This is a genomic window from Streptomyces sp. cg36, from assembly GCF_041080675.1.
GTDB lineage: Bacteria > Actinomycetota > Actinomycetes > Streptomycetales > Streptomycetaceae > Streptomyces.
On the sequence record NZ_CP163520.1, the window covers coordinates 7,769,157 to 7,783,013 of the forward strand.

Annotated in this window: 11 protein-coding genes and 1 pseudogene; 10 read left to right on the forward strand and 2 right to left on the reverse strand. The window is 72.4% G+C overall.

Annotated features, from left to right (window positions below; all coding sequences use genetic code 11):
- Positions 1 to 14: 14 nt before the first annotated feature.
- Positions 15 to 794, reverse strand: coding sequence for an alpha/beta fold hydrolase (locus AB5J87_RS34215; RefSeq protein WP_369382595.1), 780 nt, complete (start codon positions 792 to 794; stop codon positions 15 to 17).
- A gap of 130 nt (positions 795 to 924) precedes the next feature.
- Between AB5J87_RS34215 and AB5J87_RS34220 the strand changes: the two genes are divergently transcribed.
- From AB5J87_RS34220 to AB5J87_RS34240, 5 genes and pseudogenes are all read left to right on the forward strand, one after another.
- Complete coding sequence (locus AB5J87_RS34220) at positions 925 to 1,509, forward strand: GNAT family N-acetyltransferase (protein ID WP_369382597.1); 585 nt, start codon at positions 925 to 927, stop codon at positions 1,507 to 1,509.
- Between the two features lie 108 nt (positions 1,510 to 1,617).
- A pseudogene (locus tag AB5J87_RS34225) lies at positions 1,618 to 2,058 on the forward strand (phosphotransferase); the annotation flags it as partial.
- A gap of 176 nt (positions 2,059 to 2,234) precedes the next feature.
- A complete protein-coding gene (locus AB5J87_RS34230) occupies positions 2,235 to 3,458 on the forward strand; it encodes a hypothetical protein (RefSeq protein WP_369382598.1) in 1,224 nt (407 codons plus the stop codon).
- A gap of 1 nt (position 3,459) precedes the next feature.
- Positions 3,460 to 4,272: a hypothetical protein gene (locus AB5J87_RS34235; protein WP_369382599.1), complete on the forward strand. Its 813-nt coding sequence runs from the start codon at positions 3,460 to 3,462 to the stop codon at positions 4,270 to 4,272.
- Positions 4,273 to 4,336: 64 nt separating this feature from the next.
- Positions 4,337 to 6,355 (forward strand): flavin monoamine oxidase family protein, encoded by a 2,019-nt coding sequence (locus AB5J87_RS34240; RefSeq protein WP_369382600.1) that lies wholly within the window; start codon positions 4,337 to 4,339, stop codon positions 6,353 to 6,355.
- A gap of 103 nt (positions 6,356 to 6,458) precedes the next feature.
- Here the strand turns inward: AB5J87_RS34240 and AB5J87_RS34245 are convergent, their stop codons facing one another.
- Positions 6,459 to 7,622 (reverse strand): serine hydrolase domain-containing protein, encoded by a 1,164-nt coding sequence (locus AB5J87_RS34245; RefSeq protein WP_369382601.1) that lies wholly within the window; start codon positions 7,620 to 7,622, stop codon positions 6,459 to 6,461.
- An 848-nt stretch (positions 7,623 to 8,470) separates the two neighbouring features.
- Here AB5J87_RS34245 and AB5J87_RS34250 point away from each other — a divergent pair.
- The 5 genes from AB5J87_RS34250 to AB5J87_RS34270 all read left to right on the forward strand — a co-directional run bounded on the left by AB5J87_RS34250 (position 8,471) and on the right by AB5J87_RS34270 (position 13,823).
- The gene (locus AB5J87_RS34250) at positions 8,471 to 10,012 is read left to right on the forward strand and encodes a SulP family inorganic anion transporter (RefSeq protein ID WP_369382603.1); all 1,542 of its coding nucleotides are present in this window, start codon (positions 8,471 to 8,473) and stop codon (positions 10,010 to 10,012) included.
- A gap of 234 nt (positions 10,013 to 10,246) precedes the next feature.
- Positions 10,247 to 10,399: a hypothetical protein gene (locus AB5J87_RS34255; protein WP_369382604.1), complete on the forward strand. Its 153-nt coding sequence runs from the start codon at positions 10,247 to 10,249 to the stop codon at positions 10,397 to 10,399.
- Positions 10,400 to 10,481: 82 nt separating this feature from the next.
- Complete coding sequence (locus AB5J87_RS34260; RefSeq protein WP_369382605.1) at positions 10,482 to 11,774, forward strand: hypothetical protein; 1,293 nt, start codon at positions 10,482 to 10,484, stop codon at positions 11,772 to 11,774.
- A gap of 217 nt (positions 11,775 to 11,991) precedes the next feature.
- A complete protein-coding gene (locus AB5J87_RS34265) occupies positions 11,992 to 12,528 on the forward strand; it encodes a hypothetical protein (protein WP_369382607.1) in 537 nt (178 codons plus the stop codon).
- Positions 12,525 to 13,823: an MFS transporter gene (locus AB5J87_RS34270; protein WP_369382609.1), complete on the forward strand. Its 1,299-nt coding sequence runs from the start codon at positions 12,525 to 12,527 to the stop codon at positions 13,821 to 13,823. Before AB5J87_RS34265 ends, AB5J87_RS34270 begins: the two co-directional genes overlap by 4 nt.
- The last annotated feature ends 34 nt before the right edge of the window (positions 13,824 to 13,857 follow it).

The following is a 13,857-nucleotide window of genomic DNA, read 5'->3' on the forward strand; positions in this document are numbered from 1 at the left end:
AGGGGGTGGGTCGGTCAGGGGGTGGCGCGGACGGGAACGGATGAGAGGAAGTCGGTGACGGCGGCGGCGAACTGCTCCGGCGCGTCGTGGTGGACGACGTGTCCGGCGGAGAGCTCGGTGAGGTGGGCGGTGCCGGTGTGCCGGTCGATCATCTCGCGTGCGTGATCGGCGGAGAGCTCGTCGCTCCGCGTCCCACGGACCAGGAGGGTGGGGCACGCCACCGATGTCCACTCCGGCCAATGGTCACCATTGAGGGCCTTCTGGGACGCGACCGTGTCAGCGATGTCGAAGGAGTACGCCCATGCGTCGCCGGTTCGACGGAAGGCGCATTCCAGGTACTCGGCCACCGGCCCGAGCGCATCCACCAACTCCGCGCGCGTGGGCGCCCCGTGCGGCAGTCCCAGCGTGAAACGCCAGTCGCAGTCGACGACCGCGCCGATGTCTTCGACGACGAGCCCGGAGACACGGTCGGGATAACGGGCCGCGAACTGATAGGCGTTGACGCCGCCCAGGGAATGCCCCAGTACCGCCACCGGACCGAGGCCCAGGTGCTGGTGGAAGGCGGCCATGTCGGCGACGTAATCGTCGCGCTCATAGCTCGGCGCGCGGTCGGACTCGCCGTGGCCGCGCTGATCGAGCGCCATGACCCGCCACCGCGGCGCCAACGCCTCGGCCAGGGCCGTGAACGCCGACGCCTCGTTGTAGTGCCCGTGCAGGGCCAGCAGAGGTGTGCCCGGACCGCCGAAGTCCAGGTAGGACAGCTTCGGCCCCTCGGCCGTGAAGTACTCGCGCATGCCACGGATGCTAGTCGGCGGCACTGACATCGCCCGGCCGGGCGAAGGCGGCAGCGCGCCGGGGAACGAGCCGCGCCCGCCCGCTGATATTGCGTTGTGGGCGCGGCTGGGGCCGCGAGAGCATCCGGGAATGGAAGAGCCTTCCGAAAGCCTCCGTTCTGATCGTGTCGAGCTGAGCCGGTTGCGCATGACCGATCTCGACGCCCTGGAACGGGCGATCCACGAATCCCTGGACCATCTCGTGCCGTGGATGCCCTGGGCGGCCGGCCACAGCAGACAGCAGACCGTCGACTTCCTGGCCCGGGGGCAGGAGGAGTGGGAGGCCGGCCGGGCCTACAACTACGCGATCAGAGCGGGAGGCGTGGTGATCGGCGGGTGCGGCCTGCACCGCCGCATCGGTCCCGGCGGTCTTGAGATCGGCTACTGGGTGCACTCCCGGTGGACGGGCCAGGGCCTGGCGACGATGGCCGCGTCGGGTCTGGTCCGCGAGGGTTTCCAACTGGCGGGAACCGACCGCATGGAGATCTGCCACGACGCCGCGAACCAGTCGAGCGGAGCCGTCGCCCGCCGCCTGGGCTTCACCGAGGTCGCACGCACACGGGTTCCGGAAGGCCCCTGCGCCCCCGGCGAGGTGGGGATCGACGTCGTCTGGCGCATGACGGTGGACGAGTGGCGGGCGGGGAGGGGTGTCCCAACACCCGCCCCAGTAGCGTGACTTCGTATGACCGGCTGCGGCATCGAGATCACGGCGGACCCGGTCCGTGGCCTGGTGCGGGAACAGCATCCGGGCCTCGCGGGGCCGGCCGCCCGCGAGGTGGTGGGTGGATGGGACAACTGCTTCTTGCGGTCTGTCGCGCCCAGTGACATGGCCGACGCCGTGCGGGCGGTCTGGGACGACGCTGCCGTGGCCCTCGCGTGGACGGGGCCGCCGGTGCGGGTGCACGATGACCTTCATCCCGCCAATGCCGTCGTCTCGGACGGGACGCTCTCGGGTGTGATCGACTTCGGTGACATGTTCGCGCGCGACCCCGCGTGGGACCTCGCCGCCGCATGGGTGCTCCTGCCCGCGGGCGCCGCCGCACGCTTCTTCGACGTGTACGCGCGCGCGGACGAGGCCACGATCCGGCGCGCTCGCGGGCTGGCCGTTCTGAAATGCCTGTTCCTCACGGTCATGGGGCGGAACGGGGACCGGGGCCTCCCCGACGGCAAGCCGACATGGGGACCGGCGGGCCGGGCGGCGCTTGAGCGTGTCGTGCACGCATGACGTCCCGACCATGCCACCGGGACGGGACGGGCCGCGAGCGGGCTGGACGCTGGCATGTGCCAGAGTCCTGGGCCATAGGCCATCGCGGGCAGTGGCGTTGGGGGAGTCGGGGGTGTTCTCTCCGCTTTCCGCGCGGCATGAGCCCGAGTTGATCTTCGCGATCCCATAATGCCGCCATGAATGCCTGTCATCGATGGTCCGGCATCGCGAGGGCGGCGGCCCTGGCCGGGGTGGGAGTCTGCCTGCTCGGGTCGGCGCCCCGGGGAGGTGGCGACGGCGGCGCACTGCGGATGTCGGTGTCGACGAACAGCGTTGTCTCCGTGGGTGTCCGGGTCCGGGCCGGGCAGGAACTGATGCGCGCCTATCGTCTGCGCAACCTCGCGGAGTACGGGCTGCGCGACGTCAAAGTGGTCGACGCGCAGGCCGTGGGAGGCGTGGCGGCATGTCCGCGAGCGTCGCTGGCCCCGCTCGGAACCATGGTGTGCCGTGCGGCGGTCCGCGCGGTGGCGGGCCGCCATGTGGTCCGGGTGACCGCCACGGGGGTGCCGACGTGGGAGGAGTACGGAACGGCTGCCGCCACCGCGTCGGCGGGGTACGACGCCCGGGCCTCGGTGTTGACGCTGGAGCGCGCCGCATCGCAGAAACGTCTCTTCTATCGGCTGGTGTACTCGGGCCCGGCGGCTCTGGAGAACGTCCGGCTGCGGGATCCGCTGCTCGACCCGGCGGCCTTGCGGTGTGTCCCGGGCGGGGGGCTTCCCGCCCGTCTGCCGACGGGCTCGGCCCTGGAGTGCTCGGCCCCGGCGCCGGACCGGCCCGGCCCGCACGAGTCCGTGGCCCGGGCCACGGGAACCACCGCGGACGAGGCCGTGTCACCGGCCGGAACGCCACTGCCCCCACTGGCCCTTGAAGCCGAGGCCCCCGGTGGATACACCGTGCCCGTTCCGCCGAGGCGGGCCCGGCCTGTCGCTCCGGTCGGGCAGGCGGCCGGCGGGAGGCGCGGCCCTGGGGCCCCCTTGCGCGGCGCGCCACCCCGGCCTGGGCCCCCTGCCGCCGTCGCCCCCCTGCCGGGCGGGGCGCCGCCCGCGCCGCTCGCCCCCGGCTTCCTCGCGGGCCTCGGCGTCCCCGTACCGCCGGGTGTTGCGGTCCCCCCGGGCATCGCTCCGGGAGGCGTCGCCGGAGTGGCTCCGGCCGGTCGGACGCCGGGGCGTGCGGTGCCGACCACGGGGCCGCTGCCGCCGGACACCGCGGTGGCCGCGCACCGGCCGCAGCGGGGCGGCAGCCCGCTCGACGAGGGGATGGACTGGGCGTTCATCTCGCTGGTGGTCGTGGCCTTTCCCGCCCTGCTGGTCGCCATCACCTCCGTATCCCGCAAATCGGCCCCGCAGGGCGGAAAGGACTGACATGTTCGGTGTGGGAGTCGTGTGCGCCCTGGTGGGTGCGGCGGCGGCGTTCGCTCTGACCTGGGCGCTGTCGCGGAGCGAAGCGTCGAAGAAGTCCCATCTGGAGGCCCCGGCGCTGGCGTTCGTGGGGAGTGCGACGCTGGCGCTGTTCGTCCTGACGGCGGCCTTCCTGGTGGCCAGCTCCTGGCAGCAGCGCAATGCGGCGAGCGATCACACCTACCAGGAGGCCCGTGGGCTGGAGGCCGCCTATGTGGCCGCCGCCGCGCTGCCCGCCGGGCAGGGGCGGGTGGTGCGTGAGCAACTGAGGGCCTATGTCCCGGAGGTGGCGGGGCCCGAGTGGGCCCTCATGCGGCGCCGGGAGATGAGCCCGCGCGCCTCGCGCGTACTCGACCAGGTGAGACGGACGGCCGCACGCGCGCCGGGGTCGAGCGAGGACGACAAGGCCGCCAAGGAGACGTTCACCACCGCCCTGGACACCGTGACCACCGCCCGCAACCAGCGCTCCAGCGACATGCGGTGGACCGTTCCGGACCCGATCTTCTACGCGCTGATCGCCACGGCGGTGCTGGTCGTGCTGTATCCGGCGCTCGTCGGCATCAACGCGGGCCCGCGGCACATGCTGGTGATGATCCTGCTGGGAACCGTCCTGGGGTTCGGGGTGTACCTGGTGTCGAGCCTCCAGCACTCCTTCTCCCCGCCGCTGGGCATCGAGCCCGACGCCTACCGTCAGACCCAGACCCGGTTCGACCAGCTCGACGCGTCCACCCCGCACACCTCGGGTTCGCGGACCGTGGGTCTGGGCCATCCGGGCTAAAGACGGGCGGGTGTGTGAGCGTGGCCGCTGCTTTGGGCGGCAGGTGTGGATGCATGGTGAAGTCATGCGATCGTCCTACCCCTCCGGGACCCCGTCCCGGTCCAACTCCCTGTCCCGGCGCGGATTTACCGCCACGGCCGCCGCGAGCGCCGCCGCTCTGACCACGGCGGCGACAGCCCCCGCGACCGCCGCCGCTTCCCCGTCCGGAGATCTCCTCCGGGCTCCCTCCGCCGGGGACACCCTCGCCCACCGCAGCCTCGAAGTGGCGCGTGCGCTCCTGCTGCGCGGGCCCGACGGCGAGGACCTGGTGCCGTCCTACCTCCAGGCGCTGGTGGGCGGCGGCCTGCCCCGGTCGGCGACCACCCCCAAGAAGGTGCTGGTCGTGGGGGCGGGCCCGGCCGGTCTGGTGGCCGCCATGCTGCTGCGCCGCGCCGGACACACCGTCACCCTCCTGGAGGCCAACGGCAATCGGGTGGGCGGCAGGATCAAGACCTTCCGGACCGGGGGCCACGAGCGCGCCGCGCAGCCGTTCACCGATCCCCGCCAGTACGCGGAGGCCGGGGCCATGCGGATCCCCGGGAGCCACCCCCTGGTGATGGCGCTCCTCGACCACCTGGGGGTGGAGCGGCAGAAGTTCCGCCTGGTCGACGAGCACGCCGACGGGACACCGGCGCAGCAGACCTGGATCCACGTCAACGGGCTGCGCGTCCGCCGGGCCGACTACGCGCGCGACCCACGACAGGTGAATCGTTCCTTCGGTGTGCCCCGCTCACTCTGGGACGTCCCCTCCGCGACGATCCTCAACACCGCCCTGGACCCGGTCCGGGACGAGTTCAGCACGCGGGGCCCCGACGGACGCCGTACGAACAAGTCGGCCGAGGAGACGATCGACGGCTGGGCGAGGGTCGTCGAACGCTACGGCGACTTCTCCATGCGCCGCTTCCTGAGCGAGGCCGCCAAGCTCGACGACGCCACCATCGACCTGGTCGGCTGCCTGGAGGACATCACCTCCCGGCTGCCGCTCTCCTTCCTGCACAGCTTTCTCGACGCGGCGCTGATCAGTCCGCAGACCGCGTTCTGGGAGCTGCGCGGCGGCACGGCGGCGCTGCCCGACGCACTGCTGAAGGAGGTCCGGCCGTGCGTCCGCTTCGACCGGCGCGTCACCCGGATCGAGTACTGGGACCCGCGGCGCCCGCACACCGACACCCCGCACGTGCGCGCCACCGGCCCCCACGTCTGGGTCGACACCGTCTCCGAGGGGCGCGAAGGGGCTCCGGTCCGCGAGCAGTTCACCGCGGACCTCGCCCTGGTCACCGTGCCGTTCTCGGGGCTGCGCCACATCCAGGTCGCCCCGCTCATGTCGTACGGCAAACGCCGTGCCGTCACCGAGCTCCACTACGACAGCGCCACCAAGGTGGTGCTCGAATTCAGCCGCCGCTGGTGGGAGTTGACCGAGGCGGACTGGAAGCGGGAGCTCGACACCATCGCACCGGGCCTGTACGACGCGTACCGCAGGGGCCGTGCCCCCGACGACGGCAGCCTGCTCGGGCGGCACGGCTCCGTCACCGGTGATCGCCTGTCCGAGAGCCAGCGCACCTACTACGCCGCCTACCGCTCCTCGACCCGCGACCAGCCGGGCGCGGTGGCCAGCCTGGGCGGCGGGTCGGTCAGCGACAACCCCAACCGCTTCACCTTCAACCCCTCCCACACCGTGCCGGGCAGCCCGGGCGGAGTGGTGCTCGCCTCCTACACCTGGGCCGACGACGCCATGCGCTGGGACGCCTTCGACGACGACGCCCGCTACCCCCACGCCCTGTCCGGGCTCCAGGACATCTACGGCCAGCGCATCGAGGTCTTCTACACCGGGGCGGGACGCACCCAGAGCTGGGCGCGCGACCCGTACGCCTACGGCGAGGCGTCGGTGCTGCTGCCCGGCCAGCACACCGAACTGTTCCACGACATCGCCACCCCCGAGGGCCCCCTCCACTTCGCCGGGGACCACACCTCCCTCAAACCCGCCTGGATCGAGGGAGCCGTGGAGTCGGCGGTCCGCGCCGCGCTGGAGATCCACGCCGCGCGCTGAGGCGCCTACGGTCAACAGAGCTGCGGACGAATGCTGTTGACGGTGTCGGAAGGTCGTGGTGGCGCTTCCAGGGCCGCCACCACGACCGCCGTGCCTCCGACCCTTACGCGCCGCAGAACTCGGCTTCGACGACGCGTTGTTCATGGACGTTCCAGTCGCCGTTGAAGTTCAGCGACAGCACATGGGCGCCGTCCGCGCTCGCCACGGTCTCGGATATGGAGCCCTGGATGCCGCCGTTGTGCCCCCATACCTCGACGCCGCAGGAGAGCTTGAGTTTCATCAGCCCCAGACCGTAGGAGAAGGTCGGCATGTCCTTCACCGGTTCGGTCGTCATCATCTTCTTGAGCTGGGGTTCGGCGAGGAGCCGGCCGGAGAAGAGGGCCCGGTAGAACCGGTTGAGATCGCGGTTGTTGGAGATCATCTCTCCGGCGGCGCCCGCGAAGGCCGGGTTGAGCTCGGTGACGTCGTAGGTCGTGCTGTTCGGCTCTCCGGGGCCGGCGAGCTCTCCGGTGAGCTTCGAGTACGCGCGTCCGCTGGGCCCGGGAACCCGGGTCCGGCTGCCCGGCACCGTGGTGGAGTCCAGGCGCAGGGGGCGCAGGATCCGCTGCTCGATCTCGTGGGCGTAGGAGTGGCCGGTGGCTTGCTGGACCACCATGGCGGCGAGGATGTAGTTGGTGTCGGAGTAGCTCCACCCCTGGCCGGGGGCGAAAGTGGGCTGGTGGGACATGGCGAGCCGGACGATCTGGCGCGGTGTCCAGGTGTCGTAGCGGTGCTGGAGGAAGTCGGTGCTGAACGCCTTGCGCTTGAATTCCGCGTCATCGGTGTAGCTGTAGACGCCGCTGGTGTGGTTGAGGAGCTGACGGATTTTGATCTTGCTGCCGTCGTGCCCGTTCCCGCTCACCAGGCCCGGCAGCCAGTGGTCCACGGTGTCGTCCAGGCTCAGCTTCCCCTCCGCCTCCAGTTGGAGGACCACCGTGGCCACGAACGTCTTGGTGATCGAGCCGATCCGGAAGCGGTCGTCGGCGCGCGGCGGTCGGCCGGTCGTCGTGTCGGACGTACCCGCACTGCCCGTCCAGGTGTCGTGGCCCTGTTCGGCGCGCGCGATCCCGCCGGGCGGCCCCTCCTGGACCACCGACTCCAGGGCCGCCCGAGTCGCCCGGTGTCCGTCCGGCCCGGCCGGTGTCTGCCCCGTACTCCCGGTGGCCGAGGCGGGCAGGGTGAGGCCCGCGGCCAGTACCGCTGTGGCGATCGCGCCGACCGCGCCCACCCGCACTGTGCGCGCCCCGCGCCTGCTTGAGGCCGTCCTGCTGGGCGTGTGTGATCCGGCTGCTGCGTGGGCGTGTTCGTACACGAAGGGCTCCCGTGGGGCTGGTGGGTGGTGTGTTGTCCGGGGCCCAGTATTTTTGATCAAGGTCTGCGGCCGGGATCCCGCCAGCCACCTGCTTTCCCTGGGGCTAACCCCCTTATGGGCTGCCGCGACAGGACCGTTCCGCTGTCGCTGCCGGGGGCGGGATTCCTGGGTGGTGGCGGAAATCGACCGCTTCACGACAGAACATGTCGTCACTCTTACCGAAGCACTGGGTAATGGTTTACGAGTGGACCAACTTGCAGGTCAGTGGCCGTAATCGCCCATTCTTTGGCGCGAATGTGCCCTGCCGTTCAGAGGTAATGCAATGGCAAAGTTGATGGGGCGGACATCGTTCGGATTGAGCCGCGGGGTGCGGTCCGGCCATCCCCACCAGTGTGCCGGGACCGCCCCCTTTCCCCCTGACCCGACCACACCGCGTCCCGGCCCCACGCCGTGGCGCAGGAGGCAGGCCACCATGAAGTCACCCACCCATCAGGCCCGTTCGTGCCCCGGGGTGCGCGCAGTGTCCGGCAGAACCGGCGACGAGGGGCGCCCGGCGTTCGAGACGCTGTGAAGACTCCCGCCCCACGCGTGGGCGGTCGCATTCCTGTTCCCACGGCGCCCACCGCGCCCGCAGGGCTCCCGCTCCCGTCCGGCACCGTGCCCCGGACCGGGGCCGGTCGCGCGGGCGGCGGTGCGTGCCCCCGTATCCACCTGTTCTTCCGGCTGCTCTTCCGGCCCGTCATATCGACCGAGGAAGCCCCACCATGCCATCCAGCCCCTCGTTCCTGCCCGCGTCCTTCGGTGAACTGCGCCGACCAGGTGTCCTGCGACAGGACGCCCTCGCCTCGCTCGTCGTTTTCCTGGTGGCCCTGCCGCTCTGCGTCGGGGTCGCCGTGGCGTCCGGCGTCCCCGCCGAACTCGGCCTGATCACCGGCATCGTCGGCGGCCTGGTCGTCGGCTTCCTGCCCGGCAGCGCGCTCCAGGTGAGCGGCCCCGCGGCCGGGCTGACCGTACTCGTCTTCGAGGCCGTCCAGGAGTTCGGCCTCGCCATGCTCGGCGCCATCGTGCTCCTCACCGGAGTGCTGCAGATCGCGCTCGGACTGCTGCGCTGCGGACGCTGGTTCCGTGCGATCTCCGTGTCCGTCGTCCAGGGCATGCTGGCGGGCATCGGCCTCGTGCTGCTCTTCGGGCAGCTCTACACCATGGCCGGGCAGGACCAGCCCCGGTCCGGCCCGGACAAGATCCTCGGAATCCCGGGGCTCGTCGCCGACGTGGCGCGCGACAGCGCCGCGTCGACCTCCGCGGCCGTGGGGCTCGGCACCGTCGCGGTGCTGGTGCTGTGGCCCCGGCTGCCCGCCGCGGCGCGGCTGGTGCCCGCGCCGCTGGCGGCCGTCGCCCTGGCCACCGCGGCCGTCGCGGGTCTGGGCCTCGACGTGGCGAACGTGACGGTGCGGGGCCTGGTGGACGCCGTCCAGCCGCCCGGTCTGGGGCACCTGGCCGACCTGGGCGGTGTGGCCGTCCTCGGCACCGTCCTCGCCTTCACCCTGATCGCCTCCGCCGAGTCCCTCTTCAGCGCGGCGGCGGTGGACCGGATGCACGACGGCCCGCGCACCCACTACGACAAGGAGCTGGTCGCCCAGGGCGTCGGCAACACCGTGTGCGGGGTGCTCGGCGCACTGCCGATGACCGCGGTCATCGTCCGCAGCTCCGCCAACGTACGGGCAGGGGCCCGCACTTCGCTCTCCCGCATCCTGCACGGCGCGTGGCTGCTGCTGTTCGCGGTGCTGCTCCCGGCCGCCATCGGCATCATCCCGCTCGCCGCGCTGGCCGGTGTGCTGGTGCACGCCGGCTGCAAGCTGATCCCCGTCAAGGAGATCGGTCCGCTGGCGCGCGGGCACCGGGGTGAGGCGCTGGTCCTCGGGGTCACCGCCATCGCCATCGTCATGACCAACATGTTCGAGGGGGTGGTGCTCGGCCTGGTCCTGGCCGTCGCCAAGTCCGCCTGGGAGACGTCGCACGTCCAGGTCGACGTGCGCGAACTGACCGGCGGGCGGCTGGTGGTGACGCTCGCGGGCAATGCCACCTTCCTGCGGCTGCCGCGCATCGTGGAGACCCTGGAGGCCCTGCCCAAGGACCGGCCGATCGAGCTGGACCTGACCGGTGCGCGCCATCTCGACCACGCCTGCCAGACCACCCTGGAGAACTGGGCGGAGCGGCACAACGACGCCGGTACCGAACCGGTCAGGGTGATTCCCGGCCCCGCGGAGCGGGCCCTGGCCGGTCCGCAGGGGAGTCCTTTGCCGTAGCCGGACCCGCAGATGACAGGCCCGCCGGGGCTCCGACCCGGCGGGCCGTTTCCCCCTGCCCGCGCTGCTCCGAAGACCCCCGACCAGGTCAAGGCACCTTTCACGCCATTGACTTGACCACCCATTGACACTTGATTGACTTCCTCTTTACCTTCGGATGGTGGGTGGCCGAAGATCCACCGGGCCACCCCGCGTTCGCAGTTCCCCGATTTCCGGCACACGAGGAGCCCCACCATGGACAAGCTCATCCGGCAGATGACGCAGGACACCGTCTGGGACAAGTGGGTGGCCGCCAACTCGGCGCAGGGCGCCAAGGACGGCTGTATCAGCGCGATACCGAAGTCCGGCTGCATCAGCGCCGCCGGCAAGTCCGGCTGCATCAGCTGACCCACCCCACCATCGGCGGGGGCCGTCGCCGTCCCCCACGGCACGGCCCCCGCTCCTTCCCCGCACGACCCACGGAGGCACCATGAGCCCGCTGCCCAGCCCCGAAGTCGTGGACCGGGTCCGGGACATCCCGCTCTACCGCGCGTCCCTCGCCCGGGGCGACTTCCCGATCCTGGAGAAGACCGAGATCGCGCGCGGCTTCCCCGACAACTGGATGACGCCCGGCCTGGCCGAGGCCCTGGCGAAGGGGGACGCCGAATACGTCCTGTCCACCGGCACCAACCACGCCCGCATGCAGCTGATCCGGCCGCCCTACTTCCTGCTCCGCTCCTACTACCGCCTCTGGAGCGAACACCCCGACCTGCGCGCCACCTGGCACGCCGGAGCGGCGCGCCTCTCCCTCACCACGGTCCTCGCCACCGAACACGTCGCCCGGGTCAACGCCCGCAACCCCTCGGCCACCCCCGGCGAGCGCTGGCTCGACGACCGCACGCTCTACCTCAACCGCGTCCTCGACCCCGCCGACTGGGACCGCGCCGAGGTGCTCCGGATGCTCGCCGAGATCCGCCGTGTCAGCGCCGCCCACCCCGACGGCACCTACCACCTGGACTGCTCCGGCTACCACCTCGCCCACCTGGTGCGGAAGGTGGACGCCTGGGGGCTGTGGGACGAGTTCCCCCCTCCGGCCAGCATCGTGCACGCCTACGAGTACACCCCGCTGAACGTCCGTACCCTCCTGCGCGAGCGCTTCGGCTGCCCCGTCGTCGACCTGTTCGGCAGCACCGAACTCGGCTACCTCTACTCCAGCGACCCCACCACCGGCCGCTACCGCCCGCACCTGGACGACATGAGCGTCGAACTCATCCCCGTCGCCCCCGGCAGCGGCATCCACAGCCTCATCGTCACCAGCCTGCGCAACCCCTATATGCCGCTGGTGCGCTACCGCTCCGGCGACTGCGTGCGCACCCTGGACGGCTCGGCCGACCCCGAGCGCATCAGCGTCTTCTGCGGCCGGGAGAAGGAGCTCCTCGACACCCCGCACGGCCCGGTCGCCCAGGCCGACCTCGACGCCCGCATCGCCGTCGCGTCCCCCCGTATCTTCCTGCACCAACTGCGCCCGGCCGGCCGGAGCGGGGGGACCGCACACGCGGGGGAGGCCGCCGTGGCCGAGGGCAACGGCCGTCGCGGTTCGGGGACGGGGCACGCCGTCCTGTCCTTCACGACCTTCGACGACGCCCCGCTCGACGCGGACGAGACCGCCCGGCTCACGGACCTGGTGTCCGAACTCACCGGCCGGGCCTGCACGGTGGCCCACCACACCCGCCTGCCGATCGGCCGCTCGGGCAAGTACGCCTGGCTGGCCCGCGCCGACTGACCGGACACCGTCCCCATCCGCCGGGCCCCACATCCCCGGCCCCGATCCCCGGCCTCGCGGAGCCCCCGCGCACCCCGACCACTCCGCGAGGCCGGCCCCCGCTCCCGTACCCCCTGCCCCCGGGCCTTCACGGGCCGACCCCGTACCTACCGCGCCCGGCCCCCACGGGCCGCCCCCGTCCCCCCCGTCACTCCCGTACGCGAACAGGACCCCGGCCATGACCACGCCCGCTGCCCCCGTCCGCCCCGCGCCCACCGCCTCCGACCTGCTCGGCCAGGCGCTGTACGAAGAGGTCGTCGAGCACTTCACGGCGACGACCGCACACGAACGCCCCCAGGTGGCACACCAGGTGCGCGAGTGTCTGCGCTATCTGTACCTGGTCTCCCGGCACGCCGACCGGCTCGCCGGGCTCTTCCTGCCGGTGGAGCAGGAGATCGACGAGATCTGGCACTTCCTCATCCTGCAGACCCGCGAGTACCGGCAACTGTGCGAAGAGCGCCTGCCCGGCGGGCACTTCATCCACCACCGCAGCATCGCGTACACCGACTACCAGGACGGACGGCCCGCCGGGCCGGGACGGGAGACGGCCGCGGAGGAGGCCCTGCGCTGGATCCCGTTCTACACCGCGGCGTTCGGGCCGTTCGACCTCGATGCGCTCCCGCACTGGACCATCGTGCGGTTCCTGCACGACCAGATGGGGCTCGACCTGGCCGAGATCTCGGCGCTGGAGCCCTGCGACGGGCCCGCCGCATGACGGCCGCGCCGGACCGCGCCCCGGGAGCCTCCGGGGCCGTCCACCTCTCCGGGCCCGCGCCGCCCGCCGTCCAACGCCGCATCCTGAAAGTGCTGGTCGCCTCCCAGGCGCTGGGCGGTGCGGGCATGGCCGCGGGCATCACGGTGGGCGCGCTGCTCGCCGAGGACCTCCTCGGCTCCACCAGTCTGGCGGGGCTGCCCGTCGCCCTGTTCACGGCCGGAGCCGCACTCGGCGCGCTGCTCACGGGACGCATCTCCCAGCGCTGGGGCCGCCGCCCCGGACTCGCCCTCGGCCACGCCACCGCGGCGCTCGGCAGCCTCGGCGTGATCGCCTCCGCCACCGCCCGTACCGTCCCCCTGCTCCTGTTCTCGCTCTTCGTCTACGGCGCCGGCACGGCGACCAATCTGCTCGCCCGGTACGCCGGGGCCGACCTCGCCCCGCCCGAGCAGCGCGGCCGGGCCACCGGCACGGTGCTGCTGGCCACCACGCTCGGGGCGGTCGCCGGACCCAACCTGGTCGGGCCGACCGGAGCCGTCTCGCACGCCTGGGGCCTGCCCCGGCTGACGGGCCCGTTCCTGCTGGCCGTCGTCGCCTACACCTCCGCCGCCCTCGTACTGGCCCTGTGGCTGCGCCCCGACCCGCTGTTGCTGGCCCGCGAGCGGCAGCGCGGCGAGAAGGCGGGGGAGTGGGGCGGCCGACGCGTCCGGTCCGGCGGTGCGGGGGTGGTCACCGGCGCGGCCGTGATGGTCACCGGCCAGCTGGTGATGATCGCCGTGATGACGATGACGCCCGTACACATGACCGGGCACGGCCACAGCACCGAAGCCGCCGGTCTGGTGATCGGGCTGCACGTGGGTGCGATGTTCCTACCGTCGCCGCTCACCGGGCTGCTGGTCGACCGGGTCGGCCGTCTTCCGGTGGCCGCCGCCTCCGGTGTCGTCCTGCTGGCGGCGGGGACCCTGGCCGCGTTCACACCACCCGAGAGCCCGGCCGGAACGGCCCTGCTGGCCACCGCGCTGGTCCTCCTCGGCCTCGGCTGGAACATGGGCCTGGTCAGCGGGACCGCCCTGGTCACGGACGCCACCGCGCCCGAGGAGCGGGCGGCCACCCAGGGGCTGGTGGACGTGGCCATGTCCGTGGCCGGTGCCACCGGCGGGATGGTCTCGGGTCTGGTGGTGGCGGGCAGCGGCTACCCGACGCTGGCGCTCTGCGCGGGGGTTGCCGCCCTCGCCGTCATCCCCTTGGCGGCCCGTGCGTCACGGTCCGCTGTTCGTCCGGCGCGGGCGGGGGTGTGAGGGGGCGGGTCGTCTCGGGTAGCGGCGGTCACGA

Coding starts and splice junctions, on each gene's coding strand:
- AB5J87_RS34235 (WP_369382599.1), top strand. CDS start 3,460: ATGTTCGGTGTGGGAGTCGTGTGCGCCCTGGTGGGTGCGGCGGCGGCG.
- AB5J87_RS34220 (WP_369382597.1), top strand. CDS start 925: ATGGAAGAGCCTTCCGAAAGCCTCCGTTCTGATCGTGTCGAGCTGAGC.
- AB5J87_RS34230 (WP_369382598.1), top strand. CDS start 2,235: ATGAATGCCTGTCATCGATGGTCCGGCATCGCGAGGGCGGCGGCCCTG.
- AB5J87_RS34240 (WP_369382600.1), top strand. CDS start 4,337: ATGCGATCGTCCTACCCCTCCGGGACCCCGTCCCGGTCCAACTCCCTG.
- AB5J87_RS34270 (WP_369382609.1), top strand. CDS start 12,525: ATGACGGCCGCGCCGGACCGCGCCCCGGGAGCCTCCGGGGCCGTCCAC.
- AB5J87_RS34265 (WP_369382607.1), top strand. CDS start 11,992: ATGACCACGCCCGCTGCCCCCGTCCGCCCCGCGCCCACCGCCTCCGAC.
- AB5J87_RS34215 (WP_369382595.1), bottom strand. CDS start 794: ATGCGCGAGTACTTCACGGCCGAGGGGCCGAAGCTGTCCTACCTGGAC.
- AB5J87_RS34255 (WP_369382604.1), top strand. CDS start 10,247: ATGGACAAGCTCATCCGGCAGATGACGCAGGACACCGTCTGGGACAAG.
- AB5J87_RS34250 (WP_369382603.1), top strand. CDS start 8,471: ATGCCATCCAGCCCCTCGTTCCTGCCCGCGTCCTTCGGTGAACTGCGC.
- AB5J87_RS34260 (WP_369382605.1), top strand. CDS start 10,482: ATGAGCCCGCTGCCCAGCCCCGAAGTCGTGGACCGGGTCCGGGACATC.